We start from the raw sequence: 16,616 nt of genomic DNA on the forward strand, positions 1-16,616 counted from the left end.
AAACTTAACCCATTCAGCCATGTGCGATGCTTTGTTCCCCATTTCTTCCCTTTCTCGGAAAATACCAAATTGTATCGAAGCAAAAATTTTGTAATCCGATGACGGGTTCGCTGGCGGTCTTCCTTTATGGCCTCCCGAGCTCGAACTAAATCACGCAATGCTTCATCCTCTTCTGTAGGTACATAAATACCGGTTAACTCTCCTGCACGAAATAATTGGGCTAGCTTTATGGCGTCCCTACGGTCTGTTTTTACTTTTTCACCAGGCTTTTGTGGAATTAAGGACGGGGCAATTACCGTGCATTCAATACCTAGTGTGAGTAAATACCGGTATAAAAAGTAACCCGTAGGACCTGCTTCATAACAAACTTGAAGTTGCCCCGGTTCTCCCAGCTGTTTCATTAATTTTCTCACAGCTGCCTCCGTGTTAGTAATCGTACCCCAAAAACGCGACGCCTCCCTACCCTCATCCGCAATGGCAACAGCAATTGTTTCCTTCGAAACGTCTAAACCTACGTATTTTGTGTTAAGCTTCATAATGTTGACTCCTCCTTTTGCATTGTAGCTCTGCTTTGGTTTTCCCTAAAACAATTATTTCCAAAGTAACCTACGTTGTTGCAAATTCGGGGAGTCGACCTTCGTTCATGATAACTTGTTCGCTTCAAAAGAGAGTTTTTCGTCTCCGATTGCCTTTCAAATATGCAGAATAATAAAGCAGAAGACGGATGGCATAATACTTCCCAGGCGGGAACCCAAATTCCTCATTGTTCGATAGCGTCCAACGTTTCTATGTTATAACTTCTCCCGGCTCCAAACGGGTTAATCTTCAAAGTCGAAAACCGTTTGTTTGCGGCAAACGCCCGTTGATACGAATGTGGTTCTTCAATCTTCATTCCATCGTGTCAACTTTGCATGCTCACTATCTCACCCAATGACAATATTTCGAGCCAATACGAACGGGCAGTTTAGCGTGGTTGTACCCACGGCAAAGATATTCCTATACTACCAAATAATTGGGTTATTTTGTATTATGGTTGTAAAAAGACGGAGGATGATATGTTTTGAGATTCAATTCAATAATACCGGAGCTTTCTGTTAAGAATTTACTGATCTCCAAAATATTCTATTTGGAAATTTTGGAATTCACTTTGGAATATGAGCGCATTGAAAATAGCTTTATGTTTCTCTCGTATGGAAAGGCGCAAATTATGCTTCAACAGATAAATGGATATTGGGAAACGGGGAAAATGGAACACCCATTTGGCAGAGGGGTAAACTTTCAGATCGGTTGTAGTGACGTTGAAACACTGGTCAAAAAACTACTTTCAAATGGCTACGGACTTTTTCAAGATATAGAGGAAGTAAGCTATAAAGAGAACGAGATTGAACACAGAGTAAAAGAATTTTTAGTGCAGGATCCCGATGGCTATTTGTTACGTTTTTCTCAGTCTATTTGTTAACGAGGTGGTGAATCAGCTATACGTATGCGATTTGTCAGTTTAATTCGTGTAACAACCAGCCAAAATATTTATTGCCGAATATATAAGTTAATAAGGTAAGGTCATTGTGCTAACGGGTACGATAGCGTAATAATTAGGGAGCAGATCGCCGCGTGGCAGCTGCTCCCTATTCTGATTAAAGCAACGGGCAGATTCTCTGGGTCCTAGTTCCATCAAATGTCGATATCTCTATATCTTAGTAGCGAGCTAATCAGTTACGTTTTGCTTATCAAGGAACGCACACCATTAATGATTAAGGCGACGGCGAACACAATCACAACTATGATGCCTATTATGTCAAGCAGGGGATCTAGGCCTTGCAGTAATTCTGAAGCTGGGACGTAAATTAGGCCGAAACCACCAATGACTCCGCCGAGATAGTTCAGAAACTTAGACAAAGCGTTTCACCTCCTCTAGCGATAATACTTAGCTTATGCATGAAAGATTGGTAATGTGATAGACAAATGAATGTTTAAAGTCATTAAGTATCCATTGAACATGGAGATCGAATCTGGTTAAGAGGCCTTCCTGCTGTTCTGGATGGTAACTAGCGATTTATACATTAGGTGGTGTTGAAGAGGTAAGCTTACTTGAAATCAATTTGCCCAGAAACATTAACGGCATATTAGAACACGCCATTGCTAAAGAGTTCTCATGGATTATTGATGAGGATCACGGATTAACGGGATGTTTAACGCAGAAAATCAGTCATTGATAATTGATGATCCGGTTGCTATAATTTCCCATAAGCAGTGATTAATTAGTTGAGAAGAGATGAGATGAGTTGAGAGGAGACGTCTAGGTATGGAAACTGGTAATGAGCAGGTAATTCGTTTGGAGTTTCAGAAACAAGCCAAGGGTTTTTCAGATACTCGGCTATCTTTAAATCGTGAAGATTTATTAAAATGGATTAGCTGTAGTCTTCAGCTACAACCCGATCATAAAGTATTGGACATAGCTGCAGGGACAGGGATTTTAAGCAAGCGCAAACGTTGAACAATTACCAGTTAATGTTGATGCGTTTGATTTAGTTATAAGTCGCTTAGCCTTCCATCATTTCACAAATCCATCCAAAGTCTTAGATGAAATGACTAGAGTTTGTAAACCATCCAGTACTGTTTGTATCGTCGATATGATTTCATTAGAAGATAATTACTTTTGTAACCTATACAATCACTACGAAAGACTTCGAGATCCATCGCATACAAGGGCTCTCAAAGAATCAGAATTTATCAATTTGTTTAAAGATGCACGTTTGGATATTCAACTTGTTGAAACGATTGATGTTTCAATTAATGTTAATAGATGGCTGGAACTGACCAACACAGAGCAAGAAGTTGCAAAGAAAATTATTGCTGATATTCATATGGAATTACAGGGAAAGAAAACTACAGGTTTATCACCGTACTTAGAGCAAGATGAAATGATGATTAATCAGAAGTGGATTAAAATTATTGGTAGCAAAAATTGAACGGTCAATTATCATTCAGCTAACGAACTAAAGAGGGGAACGTAAGCCATATGACGAACAGGCAGCCGGTATTATTGGCTGCCTGTTCAACAATCGGGCAAGATATTACCGCGCGAACGGCAGCTTTGTTGCGTAGGTTTAGTACATTACTTTTTTCATTTTGCAGCTCATATTTGGTATAGTATGTCTTCTTAAGTAATAAGACGGGAGTTGAACATATTTTGAAAAAGTTCATTTTAGGTCTAATCTGCGGCATTGCTTTAACTGCAACGACAGCAGTATATGCAACAGATACCATTCAAACTATTAGGCAAGTTTTTATTAATGGGATGTTGCTTAAAACCAATGTTCAAGTTTCTGAAGATGGAACGACGATGATTTCGGCAAGAACTCTAGCTGAAGCACTTGGAGCAAGAGTCAATTGGAACGAGCAATCAAATACTATCGAAATTGCAAATCAATATCCTTATTTTGTATCCTCACTTCTCCATGGAAAATACACCTTTAAGTATGAAATTATTGCGGATAACAAAACAGGTAACTCTAATACGACTGTGATCTATTCGGAGGGGTATAAAGATATACCCGATAATACAGAGTATCAAAAGCTGTTCTTATTACTGCTGGTCGACCAATTAGATAAAAACATAAATACCAAGCAGATTGAATTTTGGTCAAATAAAGAGAATGCTCTTACATATGCATCAGGGAATTATGAAAAAGATGGAATCGAAGGTTGGTCAGGAATGAACTCTCGTTTTGGACTATTAATCAGGGATGGTGAAAAAGTTTCACTTTCACATATTTTAAGTGTACATGAACGAGACGTAATATCTATTGGAAAATATCTAGAGTGAATGATTGGAGAGATAATAATGGGAAATACGGATAAGTTTGAAATGATTGCTAATTTATATGACACTCCTGAAAGAATCCAAATTGCAAAGGTATCATCAGATGCCATCCGTAATTATTTAGTTGACGCTAAAAGTAAGAATGCTATTGATTTTGGGTGTGGAACCGGTCTTGTCGGAATGAACTTGTTAAGCGAGTTTCATTCTATGCTTTTTCTGGATACGTCACAAAACATGATTAATCAAATAAAGCAAAAAATAACGGATTTTAATATTCAGAATGTAGATACTTTATGCTTTGATATTGAAAAGGAAAGTCTATCGGTCTTGCAGGCCGACTATATTTTTATGGCTCAGGTTCTACTCCATATTTATGATGTTGAATTAGTTTTATCAAGATTATTTGATGTTCTTAATGAAGGAGGACATCTACTGATCGTAGATTTTAATAAAAATGAAAAAATAGTTTCAGATATTGTTCATAACGGATTTAATCCAGGAGAGCTAACCGACATTATGACTAAAATAGGGTATAGGGATATTCAATTCAAAACTTTTTATACGGGAAGTAAAATATTCATGGGACACGATGCGTCTATGTTTATTCTTGATTCAAAAAAGGGCCACCGGTAAAGGATGGCCTTAAACTTGCAGTTACAAACAGCCCGGAGAACCGTACCATAAGTAAAGGAGTTTAACGAGGCACGATAGTTAAACGAGCAGACCGCCGCGGCAGTCTGCTTTTTCATTGAAGTAAAACGGAGTTTGGCGCACTAAACAAATGGATGTGGGTGCTGTCTTCACCACCGGCAGTTGACTAGATTGGAGCTCTCCTACGAGCGGTAAATCAATCTAACATGATTTATATTGGATGGATATGGTTAATAAAGAACGGGAATCGTTATTTTCCGACCCTGGAATATAGAGAGGAAGAATATGGGCAGTCCAATAATAGTAGTCCAATTCTATGATCATTTTTAATGGAGGATCGATATGTTTAAAGTTCAAGCGTTGAGCCTTATTAAAAAGCAATCAAAAATACTTGCATCTGTCGTACTCGCAATACTTTTTTTTGGAATGTCTGTTTTGCCCGTATCTGCGGCAGCTCCCGGGAAAACTGTAAATGCTTCGGCAACGCTCGCATACAATCTCAAAGGACTTAAGCATAACGTGGCAGTTCAGAAAGCTTACATCGCTTCAACGTATGTTTACGTAACTCAGAGGTCTGGGGGAACATGCTATCTTTCAAGATTGCGCATAAACGGTAAAGACGCTACATACGTTGATGAAATGACCATCACCAATACCGGTCATTGCCAAACCCTAGATATGTATACGTACAATGGCAAAAATTACTTTTATTTCAGTTCAAAAGCGGATCCTTCAACAACGTATTACTGGTCGCTCCAGGTAGCAAGACTCCAATACTCGCCCGGTGGGAAAGTAGATTATACGGATCTTCATAGGTTCACTTATATGAACTACGCCAATAAGACCGGTACAAGATTAGGTGACACATACCGTGTTGATGGCGGCGGTAATAGTGCTTATACTATTTTCCGCGTACAAACTGCAGAAGGACCTGTAACTTGGTCCATTTATGACACGGCTGCATTGAACAAACTTCTTGATAGCAATGAACAGGTGCGACTGGACAGCGCGGCGGCGAAAAGCGCCTGCGTTATCAGCTTTACGCAGTCGGGCAGTGCTATAGTCAGACCGAACGGATCTTTCCAAGGTCTCGATATGCTCGATAAAACGGAAATATATACGTCAGGCGGTGCGGAAGGTCAGACTCCGCAGATTGCTAAGATGTCGAATACAGGAACATACAATACCCTTGTGAAAATTACAAATGTGGGGACCCATGAAATCGAGGGAGTACAGACAAAAAACGGTAACGTTTATTTTACTATAGTTACAGACCCAGTAAATAAACAAAATACGCAGAAAATTTATTACGTTCCTGATAGTATATTTTAAATAGCGCCGAACTTACGCTCCGGAAGCCGAAAAGCGGCTCCGGAGTTTGTTTTTCCACATCTGGACAAGAACTTATAACCGAATTGTATGGAAATTGTTACGCTAACTGGCAGGATAGCGCAACGAACGATTTGGAATCGGAGGTAGGACACAATAGAACATCGGAAAACCAATCTCAGTTCGCAAAAAGAATAGAAATTTCTCAAGGTAATCCGAATGAAAATTTTGATGATGAGCATGATGGCGCCGGTCGGGATGAGCCAGTGGCAGCAATCATCTTCTGTGTCCCTGGTTTAATGGACTAAATGATTCATTACATTAAAGTCTTGTTCTAAACAATACAGTGTTGTTCTCTCTAACCATGCTAATACGTCACGGCTTGCCTTTGCGTTAAGCTAGCTTTTTCCTTATGCAATGAAGCATGGATCAGGAAAAAGCCGACGGAAATGACCGAAGCGCATGTGCCTATGACCAATACAGGGACAACCCCCCAATGATCGTAGACGTTGCCGTACAGGGTCGGGCCCGTCATGCGGCCCGTATTGCCGAAGCCGCCGGATAGCCCCATGAAGAAGGGGGCGGCTTTTCCCGTCCGTTCCGAATAAAAAGTCGGAATGGCCGGCAGCAGCAGCATCTCGCCGATCGTACAAACGATCATCCCGATAACCAGGAATAAATAACCTTGATGGAACAATAAGATGAAGCCGAGTCCCAAGGCGTAACAGCTCGAGCTCATAACAATTTGGGCAACAAGCGATTTGGCGATAGTTGATTTGATGAAGTTAGTAACCGGCTGCCCGGCAAAAATAACGATTCCGTTTATCGTCCATAGCAGGCTGTACATCGTCAACGGGTAGCCTTGTTCGGTTAAATAAGGGGCGATCCCGTTGCTCCATAAAGTAAACGATATATAATAGAACAAAGCACCTAAACCAAGAAACAAATAGACGCGGACGTTTAACAGGTTGCGCAATACGCTCCCGTCTCCGTTTCCGTCAAGCGCGCTTGAAGCTGCGGCCGGATAATCATCGTCATGGGAAGCCGGCTTCATAAAGAAAAACAGGAATACGGCAAACGCAAATGTTGACACGGAAGTAACGGCATAAGTAAGCGGGAAAGAGAAGGAAGCGATAAGACCTCCAAGCGCTGCCCCGATGGCAAGCCCGGTGTTGTTGCCGACGTAGATGGCGTTATATAGCTTGCGGCGGTATTCCTTCCAGCGAAAGCCGACATAGGCATTTATGGACGGGACCGCAATGCCGTTCATAAATCCGTTAACGCACACAAGCGCCACAAACAACCAATAGTCGTCAACAAAAACAATCGAACCAAGCAAACATGCGCTTAATGCCATCGAGCTTACGATTAACGTTTTCGCTCCCAAGCGGTGGTACAAGGCGCCCCCGGCAAATTCCCCGGCGATTCCGGCCAAAGCCTGGTACAGCAAAACCATCCCCGCTTCCCCGTAGGACCGTCCGAGCACTTCATGGACATATAGCGTTGTTAAGGGCCATAAAATAGCTTTTCCCGTCGCGTTCATAAAGCTTGCGGCCATAAAATATAGCGCATCCTTCGGATACGCCTGAAAAAAAGTAACCAACCGTTGCTTGATCAGATTCATGTTATGAAACTCCACCTTTTAAATGTTCGCGTTGTTAGTCGCTGCTTCGAGTTATTTTTTCTTCGGATCAAACGCATCCCGAATGCCGTCGCCGACAAAATTGATGGCCAGCACGGTAATGACGATCATCAGCCCCGCAGGAATCCACAGCCACGGTTCACTTTTTAACGTTGTGATCGATTGCGCTGCAGTCAGCATATTTCCCCAGCTTGCCGTCGGCGGCTGAACGCCCATCCCCAGAAAGCTTAACGAGGATTCCGATAAAATCGCGGTTGCCGCGCCGAAGGTGGCATTCACGAGCAGAGGGGCCATGGCATTGGGTAATATTTCTTGAAAAATAATTTGCCGTTTGCTAAGCCCGGCCGCTTGGGCAGCCTTCACAAACTCCATTTGTTTAATGGAAAGCACACTGCCCCGCACAAGTCTGGCCACGTTGGGCCAGCCGAGCATCCCCAGTACAAATATGATATTGCCGAGACCCGGGCCGATAATGGTAACCAGCACAAGAATGACCATCAAATGGGGAAACGACATAAAAACATCGATGATGCGGTTGATGATCATATCCACTTTGCCGCCGTAGTATCCCGAAACAGCGCCTACGACGGTTCCGATTGCAACATAAATCGCTACGGACCCGAAGCCGATCGCAAGAGAAATGCGCGAAGCGTAGATCAGCCTGCTCAATACGTCACGGCCCACCTGATCGGTGCCCAGCCAATATTTATCCGACGGCGGCGCGCTGAATTCGTCTTGAATGACGCTTGGGTCGTAAGGCGCGATCAGCGGAGCCAATGCGGCGACCAGCAAAAGAATAACGAACACAATTAATCCGGCTACCGCCATTTTGTGCTTTAAAAATTGGATGAGGATGCTTCGGATGTAGCTTTCATGCCGGCTGATCTCCTTTTCGGCAAGCGCCGTCGCTCCATCTATATGGCTGTTTTCAATTTGTTCCTTCCAGGATATTGCGGGCATAGGGACACCTTCTTTATGAATGTATTGGTTAATTGTATTTAATCCGCGGATCGACAAAAGCATACATCAAATCCGCCCATAAATTGGACAAAAGCACTGTAATAGCGGCAACGAGATTAATGCCCATTAACGCCGGGTAGTCTCTGGACAAAATCGATTGGATGGTCAGCTGGCCCATGCCCGACCATTGAAATATCGTTTCGGTCACTACCGCTCCGCCGATCAGCAGCGGGATGTCCATGCCGGCAATCGTGATGATGGGGATCAGCGCATTTTTTAACGTATGCTTGTTGATGACCTTCCATTCGGGCAGTCCTTTGGCCCGCGCCGTCCGCAAATAATCTTGGTTAAAGACCTCCAGCACGCTGGACCTGACATAACGCATCATGCCCCCGGCAATCGAGGTTCCAAGCGTGAGCGCAGGCAAAATCAAATGCTTGAGTGTATCCAGCCAATCGGTTTCTTGCCCGATGGTGTTCATTCCCCCGGTAGGAAGAACGCCTAACGTAACGCCGAATATATAAATGACGCCAAGGCCGAGAAAGAAGTTCGGGACGGATACGCCAAGGAACGATCCGGTGGAAGCTACATAATCAAGCCACGAATATTGTTTCACTGCACTTAAAATACCAAGAGGAATAGCAATCAGGTAAGCGATGAATAGAGCGGCCCCCATCAGCAGCAATGTCGCTCCAAGCCGCTCGGCGATCATATGGGAAACCGGCTGGAAGGAACTGAATGAATGGCCCAAATCGCCGGTCAACATCCTGCCCAGCCATTTGAAATATTGAAGCAGCAGCGGATCATTGAGGCCAAGCGCTTCCCGCCGCGCGATTTTGTCGGCTTCGGAAACATCCGGATTGGCGTAGAGATCGACAGGGTCTCCGGGAGCCAAATAAATAATAATAAAGTTTAAAAAAGTAACGCCAAGCAGCACAGGCAGCGTGATTAAAAGTCTGCGAACCGTATAGTTGAACATTCAGACCAACCCTCCATGGATAAGCTTAAGATAACGGATAGTGACAAGCGGCCATGTGCTGCGCTCCTTGCAGTCCGGGCTCCTCCTCGCGGCAGCGGGGCTGGGCGAGCGGACATCTGGTGTGAAACCGACAGCCTGACGGTGGAGCGGCAGGGTTTGGCACATCGCCTGTAAGAATGATCCGTTCTTTTCCGCGGCTTAACGGATTCGGTACAGGGTAAGCATCCAGCAGTGCTTTGGTATACGGATGTTTGGGCTGCTTGAACAGGTCGGAAGTTCTGGCGAGCTCCACAATTTTGCCTAAATACATGACGGCAATCCGGTCGCTCATAAACTTGACCGCGCCGAGCCCGTGGGCGATAAACAAATACGTTAGCTGAAAATTGTTTTGCAGCGACTTCAACAGGTTCAGGATTTGCGCCTGAATCGATACGTCCAGGGCCGATACCGGCTCGTCGCATACGATGAGCTTCGGCTGCAAAATGACGGCTCTGGCAATCCCGATCCGCTGGCGCTGCCCCCCTGAAAACTCATGGGGAAACTTGTTTAAGGAATACTTCGACAAGCCGACGATGTCGAGCAGCTCGGAAGCTTTTTTTCTTGCTTCATCCGCCGTCAGCCGGCTATGGACCAACAGCGGGTTGATCAGCAATTCGCTTACCCGCTTTTTAGGATTTAAAGAGGCGTACGGGTCCTGAAAAATAATTTGCAACTCCGAGCGGACTTGGCGCATGTTAGGCTCGGGCAATTGATGGATGTTTTGATTTTTGAACAAAATAGACCCTTCCGTTAAATGCTCCAGCCGGACAATGCTTCGTCCGAGCGTCGATTTGCCGCAGCCGGACTCGCCGACCACGCCTAACGTTTCACCGGGGAAAACTAACAGATTCACATCGTCGACCGCTTTTACATGACCGACGGTTTTGGAGAAAATCCCCTTTTTAATCGGGTAATATTTTTTGACATGTTCGATTTTTAAAATCGGATCTGTGTTTAGCTGGGCTTTGTGTAAAATGGCGCTCATACAATTCCTCCGTTTACTGTAATGAATGCGAACTGAATGCCGCTAAGGACAACTCATCCTCCGCCAACCAGCAGCGGACATGATGCATCCCGTCAACCGGGAAAAGAGGAGGGTTTTTGCTCCTGCACTTCTCGGTAGCCAGCGCGCACCGGCTTTGAAAGCGGCAGCCCTCCGGCATCTGGTGAATCGACGGGACATACCCGGGAATGCTGGTGAGCTTATCGGACGGAGCGTCAAGATGCGGGATAGAAGATAACAAGCCTTGCGTATAAGGGTGCCGGGCCGTTTCAAACAAGGTATAAACGTCCGCTTCTTCTACAACCTGGCCGGCATACATGACAAGCACCCGGTCGGCCATCTCCGCAACGACTCCCAGGTCGTGGGTTATGAGCACAATGGATGTTTGGAACTCTTGCTTAAGCTCTTTAATGAGCTCCAGGATTTGAGCCTGAATCGTAACATCAAGCGCGGTTGTCGGTTCGTCCGCAATCAGCAGCTTAGGTTTGCAGGCAAGCGCCATTGCGATCATAACGCGTTGTCTCATGCCGCCTGACAAGGAGTTGGGATACTGTTTCATCAACGCATCCGCGCGGGCAATCCCGACCCGCGTCAGCAGTCGGATCGACCGTGCTTCCGCCTCTTTCATACCGACGCGTTCATGCTGAAGAATCGTCTCGGTCATCTGGTTTCCGATGGTAAGCACCGGATTCAGCGAGGACATCGGGTCCTGGAATATCATGGAAATATCTTTGCCCCGCAGCTTCCGCAGCTGCCCGGCACTTAGCTTCGTTAAATCTTGTTCATCGAACGTAATTTTTCCGGCTTTAATGTAACCGTTGCTGCCAAGAAGATTTAAGATAGACAGCGAGGTTACGCTTTTGCCGCAGCCGGATTCTCCGACAATAGCAAGCGTTTCGCCGGGCTTGACTTGGAAAGAAACCTCCTCAACGGAAGCTATTTCTCCGTGTTCGGTTCGAAATACGGTTTTCAAACCGTCGACTTCCAGCAAATTTTTCATTATTACCATTCCCCTAACCGCTTATTTTTGTATCCGTATGCTGCTGTTAACATACACAAAGCCGCCTTCTCCATAAGCAAGAAAAGGCGGCTCCATTGCCGGCTCCGGCGTGGCTTCATTGACAGACCGGAAATCAATTATTGAGTTATATGTCACGAATATTAACATTAAAATTATGATTTTGTCAATAAACAGGAAAAAAATGATTTAAAAAAACTGTTGACTCTTTATCGTGTTCGTTTCATGATATATAACATGACAATAATCGGATGATGGGAACGGGTTGGATTTTATGATGGAACGAAGATTGAGCCGACGTCTTTTGCGCGCATACGAAAATCCATATCGAGGGTGTTGCTGCATATGAAATCGATATTAGTTTATTTCCCGGACAGCTCCTACCGTCCGACTGACAGTGCGATCGGGAAGCTCAACTCCATCGGTCTTGATGTGCTGTCCGTTTATACGACAGAAGATTTTCCTGCATCGGCAGGAGGGTTGGACGGCATCATTGTGTGCTGTACGGAAAAAAGTCTGAACAGTTGGCTTGAACTGCTTATGCGGCAATTTGAGCTGCCTGTTTGGTGGTGGTGCCAAAGTCCGGGCTTCCTGTCGAAAATTCAATATCCGATCGAAGGCGTTCTGACCGGTGGTATGAGTCCGGCGGAGCTGCAGTGGGCGCTTGTCGTCGGATTGAACAACTATGACAACCGGCGGTCGGCTAAGCTGCAAATCGAGCAGTTGCAAGAAAAGCTGGATGAGCGTAAGCTGATCGAAAGAGCCAAAGGTATTCTTGCCAAAACAACCGGCATGTCGGAGGATGAAGCTTTTAAATATTTGCGCAATAAAGCGATGAAGGAACGTAAAAAAATGGCCGTGATCAGCGGAACCATCGTTGATCTGTACGGTCCGCTGCTGGAGCGCTAACACCTCAAGGCATGTAAAATAACCGGAAAAATTTTCGGAAAATGTTGTTGACTTATTCGTCAGCTTCGTGTTAGGATCTATCACATAAACAACTTGATATTCCGGTTTGTCAATGACGCCAAACCGTGAACCGGCAATGAAGCCGCTTTTCTTCTGATAGGAGAAAGGCGGCTTTCTGCATTTTATTAAACATTTCAGAAGGAGTGGTTTCTGTGTATCGTCCGTTAATTGAAAAAGGTGTCCCGTTATTTTCCGGTATTCGTACGTTCATGCATTTGCCCTATGTGCAAGATTTGGAGCATGCGGACTATGCCGTCATTGGCGTCCCCTTTGATACGGGTGTCAGCTATGCCGTCGGCACACGGTTCGGCCCTTCGTCCATCCGCGAGATGTCGCAGCGCCTTCGTCCGGTCAGTCAGGCGCAAGGCATTGATACAAGCGAGTTTTTATCCGGCATTGACTACGGGGATCTCAAAATATTTCCCGGCTATATCGAGCAAAGCTACGAGGCGATTGAAGAGCAGTTGAAGCCGGTTTTTGCCAAAGGCGTAGTACCGATTTTGTTGGGCGGCGACCATTCGGTTTCTTACCCGCATGTGAAGGCTGCGGCCAGCGTATACGGGGCGGTCAGTCTCGTCCATTTCGATTCGCACACCGATACGGGCAAAAGCATGGACGATAGGCGCAAGCACTCCCACGGCACTATGTTTCGTTACGCGGCGGAGGAAGGTTACATCGACGCTTCAACTTCAATCCAAATGGGAATGCGCGGTACGCCGTTCAGCCTTACAGGTCTTGATGAGTCCCGGGCGCTAGGTTATGAGGTTATGACAACGGATGATGTCAAGCAGGTCACGGCCGCGGAGTTATGTGAAAAAATTAAACGGCGCGTCGGTTCGAACCCGGTATTTTTAACCTTCGATATCGATTTTCTCGATCCTGTATTCGCACCCGGAACAGGGACGCCCGAGGTCGGCGGCTTCAATACGTATGAAGCCCAGCAAATGCTGCGCGGGCTTGCCGGCTTGAACATCATTGGCTTTGATTTGGTTGAGGTGCTACCGGACCGCGATCCGACCAGAGTTACCGCTTTGAATGCGGCTAATATCGCTTTTGAATTTATTACGCTGCTGGCCTTAAACCGCAGAAGCCGCTTAAAATCCACAGAAGCTGTACTGAGCAAGCCTTAAAAAACCAAGGGGGTCACAGTTATGAACCGGGTACCTAGACAACTATCCGTTATCCTTATTACAGCAATGATGATATGGACAACTGCATGCAGCTCCAGGCCGGAAGCGGCGGGAAGTCCTCAAAGCCCGGGCGCGGCGGCCCCTTCTGCGGGCCATCCAAACCGGATTACGATCGGGATGACCAACCCTCCGTTAATGTTTAATCCGACTGATACGGATGCATCCGGGTCTAACGCCGCCATGTTCGTGAACCGGTATTTGTACGATAATCTGTTGAAAATGACCGCGCCGCTTGAATTCAAGCTGCAGCTGGCTGAATCGTTCGAGCAGAAGGATGACCGTACTTACGTCATTAAGCTGCGCAAGGAAGCCAATTGGTCGGACGGCAAGCCGGTAACCTCACATGATTTTGAATTTACTGCAAATCTGGTAGCCAATCCGAAAACATTGACTACCGTCAGACCGTACATCGGTTTTTTGGAAGGATTAAACGAAAAAGGAAGACTTCCGGAAGGCGTCAGCAAATTAAGCGGTATTAAAATTATCGACGACAAAACGTTTGAACTGGTTACTGCAGCTCCGGTAGACCCCAATCTTGTGAAGGAACGCCTGTGCGATTTTCCTATCGTGCCTAAACACGTGTTGGAAAGCACAGACCCGGCGGCATTGAACGGCCATCCGTTCTGGAAAAATCCGAATGTGACCAGCGGGGCTTATGCATTCAACAAGTTTGAGAATGGCGTCGTTCAACTGACGGCCAATCAATCGTATTACCGCGGCGCACCGAAAATCGGCGAGGTGGTTGTTAAAGTCATGCCGGCGGCGAATATGGTAGCTCAGCTGCAATCGCAGGAAATCGATATGAACGCAGGCCAAGGTCCCGGCAACATTCCGCCTAAAGAGTGGGAAACCATCAAACAGATGGCGCATATCCGGACGATGGAGGAGCCGACGCGGCGCTACAATTCAATCGAAATCAATACGGTGAAAATACCGGATAAGAAGGTTCGCCAAGCGATGGCCTACGCCATTAACCGGGAGGCGATTGTCAATCAATTGATGAAGGGCATCGGCGAGATCCAGAACGGGCCTTACGCTCCGAGCCACCCGTATTATGACAAGGATATTTTAAAATACAGCTATAATCCCGAAAAAGCCAAGCAGATGCTGAAGGAAGCGGGCTGGGATTCGAATAAAACGCTAGAGTTCATCGTTCCTACCGGCGATGCGGTGCGCGAAATGGCGGGCAACATCATCCAGCAAAATTTGGAGGCGGCGGGGATTAAGGTTAAGCAGGTGAACTATGACTTTGCCACGGCCGTGCAAAAGGCGGTTAAAGGCGAATTCGATTTGCTGATTTCAAGCTTCAGCACCATCATTGATCCGGACGGCCCGAGCAACACGTACAAATCGACAGCCGCTTTAAATGATATGCGTTATAAAAACCCGCGGGTCGATGAATTGTTTGCGTTGGGCATGAAGGAAACGAATAAGGATAAACGGTTTGCAATCTATAAAGAGCTGCAAAATATTATTCAAGAAGACGTTCCGCTTATTACGATCTATTCGGAAAAAAATTTAATTGCGCTGAATAAAGCCGTCGAAGGAAGGGGCGGCACCATATACGGGATGCATTTCGATGTCAATGAATGGAAGATCAAATGATCCCGGGACCCGATCCTGCTTCACTTTAAAGTGGATCGCATCGAGAAAGACAACAGTGTAGACGCCCTACAGCGGCCGACTCTGCCGCTCTTTGATCAGTGCGCGATCTTGTTCGTCACATTGGAGATCAACGTCGGCGAAACGTCAATGTCATACACTTGGGTTAAATGATTTTGGATCGTTCGGCTGCTGACGCCTTTAGCATAAAGCGCCCCGATCTGATCTAAACAAAAGTAGGCTGCCGTTGTAGTGGTGGCCTTTCTTTTGTTCGTCAGTCCGTACTTCGGCGATTCCTCTTACCACATCCTCGTTTACGTAATGAAGCGGACGAAACATACCAGGGTATCCGTTCACGTAAGTTTGCATTATAAACATGGGGTTCAAACTACAATTATGTGACTTGAACTTGTTTAGATTGCAGAATACGGTTTATTTATCATGCAATCATACAGTTGCTTATGCTTGACAAGCAACCGCACAGTTGCTTATACTTGATATATGAATAGGGACAAAGACGCTATATTCAAAGCACTTGGCGACTCGACTCGGCGGCTTATATTAGACGAACTATCCGAACGCAACGAGCAGACGTTGTATGAACTTACGGTGCGCCTCATTACGAAGCACGACCTTTCCATTACGCGACAGGCGATAGCCAAACATCTTTCTGCATTGGAAGATGCAGGGCTCGTAAAATCAGAAAAAAAGGGAAAATATCGAGTGGTTATATTCAACAACGAACCACTTAAAAATTTGCTGAAAGGATGGGTAGAATAATTTTAATTAAAGCTTCTGACGAATGTATGATGGGCTTTTCTGATTGGAACCGGATTGTTAGCAGAGCATCAACATCACAAATATCTAAGGAGGCCAAAACATTATGAAAATCGTTGTTACCAGTATATTCGTTCAAGATCAAGACAAGGCATTGGAGTTTTATACAGAAACGCTGGGTTTTGTAAAAAAGCATGACGTTCCCGTCGGAGAATTTAGGTGGATAACGCTTGTTTCTCCCGATGAGCAAGACGGTACCGAGCTTTTACTCGAACCGAATGACCATCCAGCCGCCAAAGAGTATCAAAAGAAGATATTTGCCGATGGCATCCCAGCAACAATGTTTGGCGTAGCAGATATTAATAAAGAGTATAAACGATTATTGGAAAACGGCGTGAAGTTTACTATAGAGCCGACAAAAATGGGCGAACTCACAATAGCTGTCTTCGACGATACATGCGGCAACCTTATTCAGATTGTGCAGAAGTAACTTCATGACGAAGTATCTTGGTGCTAAACGACTTTATAGGCAAGTTTTAAGTTTCGGTGAAGTGTTTTTTATCAAAAATTAAACAACTTTATGTTAACCCTGTCGGAAATTCAAGCCACCCAATTGAGGTGGCTCATTCTTTGG

General features: G+C 45.4%; 18 protein-coding genes and 2 pseudogenes. 12 read left to right on the forward strand and 8 right to left on the reverse strand.

Features of this window, described 5'->3' with window-relative positions:
- Positions 1-536, reverse strand: a 536-nt coding sequence (locus E1757_RS25215; protein ID WP_165972279.1) for an IS110 family transposase, incomplete at its 3' end; no start/stop codon positions are given.
- A gap of 524 nt (positions 537-1,060) precedes the next feature.
- Here E1757_RS25215 and E1757_RS25220 point away from each other — a divergent pair.
- Positions 1,061-1,459 (forward strand): bleomycin resistance protein, encoded by a 399-nt coding sequence (locus tag E1757_RS25220; RefSeq protein WP_133233417.1) that lies wholly within the window; start codon positions 1,061-1,063, stop codon positions 1,457-1,459.
- A gap of 254 nt (positions 1,460-1,713) precedes the next feature.
- Here E1757_RS25220 and E1757_RS25225 read toward each other — a convergent pair whose 3' ends face one another.
- Positions 1,714-1,896 carry a hypothetical protein gene (locus E1757_RS25225; protein ID WP_133233419.1) on the reverse strand — a complete coding sequence of 61 codons (183 nt, stop codon included), beginning with the start codon at positions 1,894-1,896 and terminating at the stop codon, positions 1,714-1,716.
- Positions 1,897-2,302: 406 nt separating this feature from the next.
- Between E1757_RS25225 and E1757_RS25230 the strand changes: the two genes are divergently transcribed.
- From E1757_RS25230 to E1757_RS25250, 6 genes and pseudogenes are all read left to right on the forward strand, one after another.
- Positions 2,303-2,494, forward strand: coding sequence for a hypothetical protein (locus tag E1757_RS25230; protein WP_133233421.1), 192 nt, complete (start codon positions 2,303-2,305; stop codon positions 2,492-2,494).
- Positions 2,495-2,531: 37 nt separating this feature from the next.
- Positions 2,532-2,624 (forward strand): annotated as a pseudogene (locus E1757_RS37305) (methyltransferase domain-containing protein); the annotation flags it as partial.
- Positions 2,625-2,735: 111 nt separating this feature from the next.
- The gene (locus E1757_RS36625) at positions 2,736-2,969 is read left to right on the forward strand and encodes a hypothetical protein (protein ID WP_246079486.1); all 234 of its coding nucleotides are present in this window, start codon (positions 2,736-2,738) and stop codon (positions 2,967-2,969) included.
- A gap of 221 nt (positions 2,970-3,190) precedes the next feature.
- The gene (locus E1757_RS25240) at positions 3,191-3,826 is read left to right on the forward strand and encodes a stalk domain-containing protein (RefSeq protein ID WP_133233423.1); all 636 of its coding nucleotides are present in this window, start codon (positions 3,191-3,193) and stop codon (positions 3,824-3,826) included.
- Positions 3,827-3,844: 18 nt separating this feature from the next.
- Entirely contained in the window at positions 3,845-4,456 is a 612-nt protein-coding gene (locus E1757_RS25245) for a class I SAM-dependent methyltransferase (RefSeq protein ID WP_133233425.1), read from the forward strand.
- A 360-nt stretch (positions 4,457-4,816) separates the two neighbouring features.
- Complete coding sequence (locus E1757_RS25250; protein ID WP_133233427.1) at positions 4,817-5,806, forward strand: helveticin J family class III bacteriocin; 990 nt, start codon at positions 4,817-4,819, stop codon at positions 5,804-5,806.
- 364 nt (positions 5,807-6,170) lie between these two features.
- Here E1757_RS25250 and E1757_RS25255 read toward each other — a convergent pair whose 3' ends face one another.
- The 5 genes from E1757_RS25255 to E1757_RS25275 are packed head-to-tail and all read right to left on the reverse strand — an operon-like array spanning position 6,171 to position 11,426.
- A complete protein-coding gene (locus E1757_RS25255; protein WP_133233429.1) occupies positions 6,171-7,427 on the reverse strand; it encodes an MFS transporter in 1,257 nt (418 codons plus the stop codon).
- Positions 7,428-7,478: 51 nt separating this feature from the next.
- Positions 7,479-8,405, reverse strand: coding sequence for an oligopeptide ABC transporter permease (gene opp4C / locus E1757_RS25260; RefSeq protein WP_133233431.1), 927 nt, complete (start codon positions 8,403-8,405; stop codon positions 7,479-7,481).
- Positions 8,406-8,433: 28 nt separating this feature from the next.
- Entirely contained in the window at positions 8,434-9,384 is a 951-nt protein-coding gene (locus tag E1757_RS25265) for an ABC transporter permease (RefSeq protein ID WP_133233433.1), read from the reverse strand.
- A 25-nt stretch (positions 9,385-9,409) separates the two neighbouring features.
- On the reverse strand, positions 9,410-10,408 hold the full coding sequence (locus E1757_RS25270) for an ABC transporter ATP-binding protein (protein ID WP_133233435.1): 999 nt from the start codon (positions 10,406-10,408) through the stop codon (positions 9,410-9,412).
- Positions 10,409-10,421: 13 nt separating this feature from the next.
- A complete protein-coding gene (locus tag E1757_RS25275) occupies positions 10,422-11,426 on the reverse strand; it encodes an ABC transporter ATP-binding protein (protein ID WP_133233437.1) in 1,005 nt (334 codons plus the stop codon).
- A 363-nt stretch (positions 11,427-11,789) separates the two neighbouring features.
- Between E1757_RS25275 and E1757_RS25280 the strand changes: the two genes are divergently transcribed.
- The 3 genes from E1757_RS25280 (at position 11,790) to E1757_RS25290 (ending at position 15,208) form a co-directional block, all read left to right on the forward strand.
- A complete protein-coding gene (locus tag E1757_RS25280) occupies positions 11,790-12,353 on the forward strand; it encodes an ANTAR domain-containing response regulator (protein WP_133233439.1) in 564 nt (187 codons plus the stop codon).
- Between the two features lie 212 nt (positions 12,354-12,565).
- A complete protein-coding gene (speB, locus tag E1757_RS25285) occupies positions 12,566-13,543 on the forward strand; it encodes an agmatinase (protein WP_133233441.1) in 978 nt (325 codons plus the stop codon).
- A gap of 21 nt (positions 13,544-13,564) precedes the next feature.
- On the forward strand, positions 13,565-15,208 hold the full coding sequence (locus tag E1757_RS25290; protein WP_133233443.1) for an ABC transporter substrate-binding protein: 1,644 nt from the start codon (positions 13,565-13,567) through the stop codon (positions 15,206-15,208).
- A gap of 69 nt (positions 15,209-15,277) precedes the next feature.
- Here E1757_RS25290 and E1757_RS25295 read toward each other — a convergent pair.
- Positions 15,278-15,432, reverse strand: a pseudogene (locus E1757_RS25295) (transposase); the annotation flags it as partial.
- Between the two features lie 274 nt (positions 15,433-15,706).
- Between E1757_RS25295 and E1757_RS25300 the strand changes: the two are divergent.
- Together E1757_RS25300 and E1757_RS25305 are read left to right on the forward strand one after the other, a co-directional pair.
- On the forward strand, positions 15,707-15,985 hold the full coding sequence (locus E1757_RS25300; RefSeq protein WP_133233445.1) for an ArsR/SmtB family transcription factor: 279 nt from the start codon (positions 15,707-15,709) through the stop codon (positions 15,983-15,985).
- A gap of 103 nt (positions 15,986-16,088) precedes the next feature.
- Positions 16,089-16,472 (forward strand): VOC family protein, encoded by a 384-nt coding sequence (locus E1757_RS25305; protein ID WP_133233447.1) that lies wholly within the window; start codon positions 16,089-16,091, stop codon positions 16,470-16,472.
- The last annotated feature ends 144 nt before the right edge of the window (positions 16,473-16,616 follow it).

The organism is Paenibacillus piri (assembly GCF_004354045.1).
Lineage (GTDB): Bacteria > Bacillota > Bacilli > Paenibacillales > NBRC-103111 > Paenibacillus_S > Paenibacillus_S piri.

Excerpts from the sequence above, each read along its gene's own strand:
- E1757_RS25270 (WP_133233435.1), bottom strand. The coding sequence starts at position 10,408 with ATGAGCGCCATTTTACACAAAGCCCAGCTAAACACAGATCCGATTTTA.
- E1757_RS25230 (WP_133233421.1), top strand. The coding sequence starts at position 2,303 with ATGGAAACTGGTAATGAGCAGGTAATTCGTTTGGAGTTTCAGAAACAA.
- E1757_RS25300 (WP_133233445.1), top strand. The coding sequence starts at position 15,707 with ATGAATAGGGACAAAGACGCTATATTCAAAGCACTTGGCGACTCGACT.
- E1757_RS25265 (WP_133233433.1), bottom strand. The coding sequence starts at position 9,384 with ATGTTCAACTATACGGTTCGCAGACTTTTAATCACGCTGCCTGTGCTG.
- E1757_RS25280 (WP_133233439.1), top strand. The coding sequence starts at position 11,790 with ATGAAATCGATATTAGTTTATTTCCCGGACAGCTCCTACCGTCCGACT.
- E1757_RS25245 (WP_133233425.1), top strand. The coding sequence starts at position 3,845 with ATGGGAAATACGGATAAGTTTGAAATGATTGCTAATTTATATGACACT.
- E1757_RS25305 (WP_133233447.1), top strand. The coding sequence starts at position 16,089 with ATGAAAATCGTTGTTACCAGTATATTCGTTCAAGATCAAGACAAGGCA.
- E1757_RS25290 (WP_133233443.1), top strand. The coding sequence starts at position 13,565 with ATGAACCGGGTACCTAGACAACTATCCGTTATCCTTATTACAGCAATG.
- E1757_RS25250 (WP_133233427.1), top strand. The coding sequence starts at position 4,817 with ATGTTTAAAGTTCAAGCGTTGAGCCTTATTAAAAAGCAATCAAAAATA.
- E1757_RS25275 (WP_133233437.1), bottom strand. The coding sequence starts at position 11,426 with ATGAAAAATTTGCTGGAAGTCGACGGTTTGAAAACCGTATTTCGAACC.
- E1757_RS25255 (WP_133233429.1), bottom strand. The coding sequence starts at position 7,427 with ATGAATCTGATCAAGCAACGGTTGGTTACTTTTTTTCAGGCGTATCCG.
- opp4C (WP_133233431.1), bottom strand. The coding sequence starts at position 8,405 with ATGCCCGCAATATCCTGGAAGGAACAAATTGAAAACAGCCATATAGAT.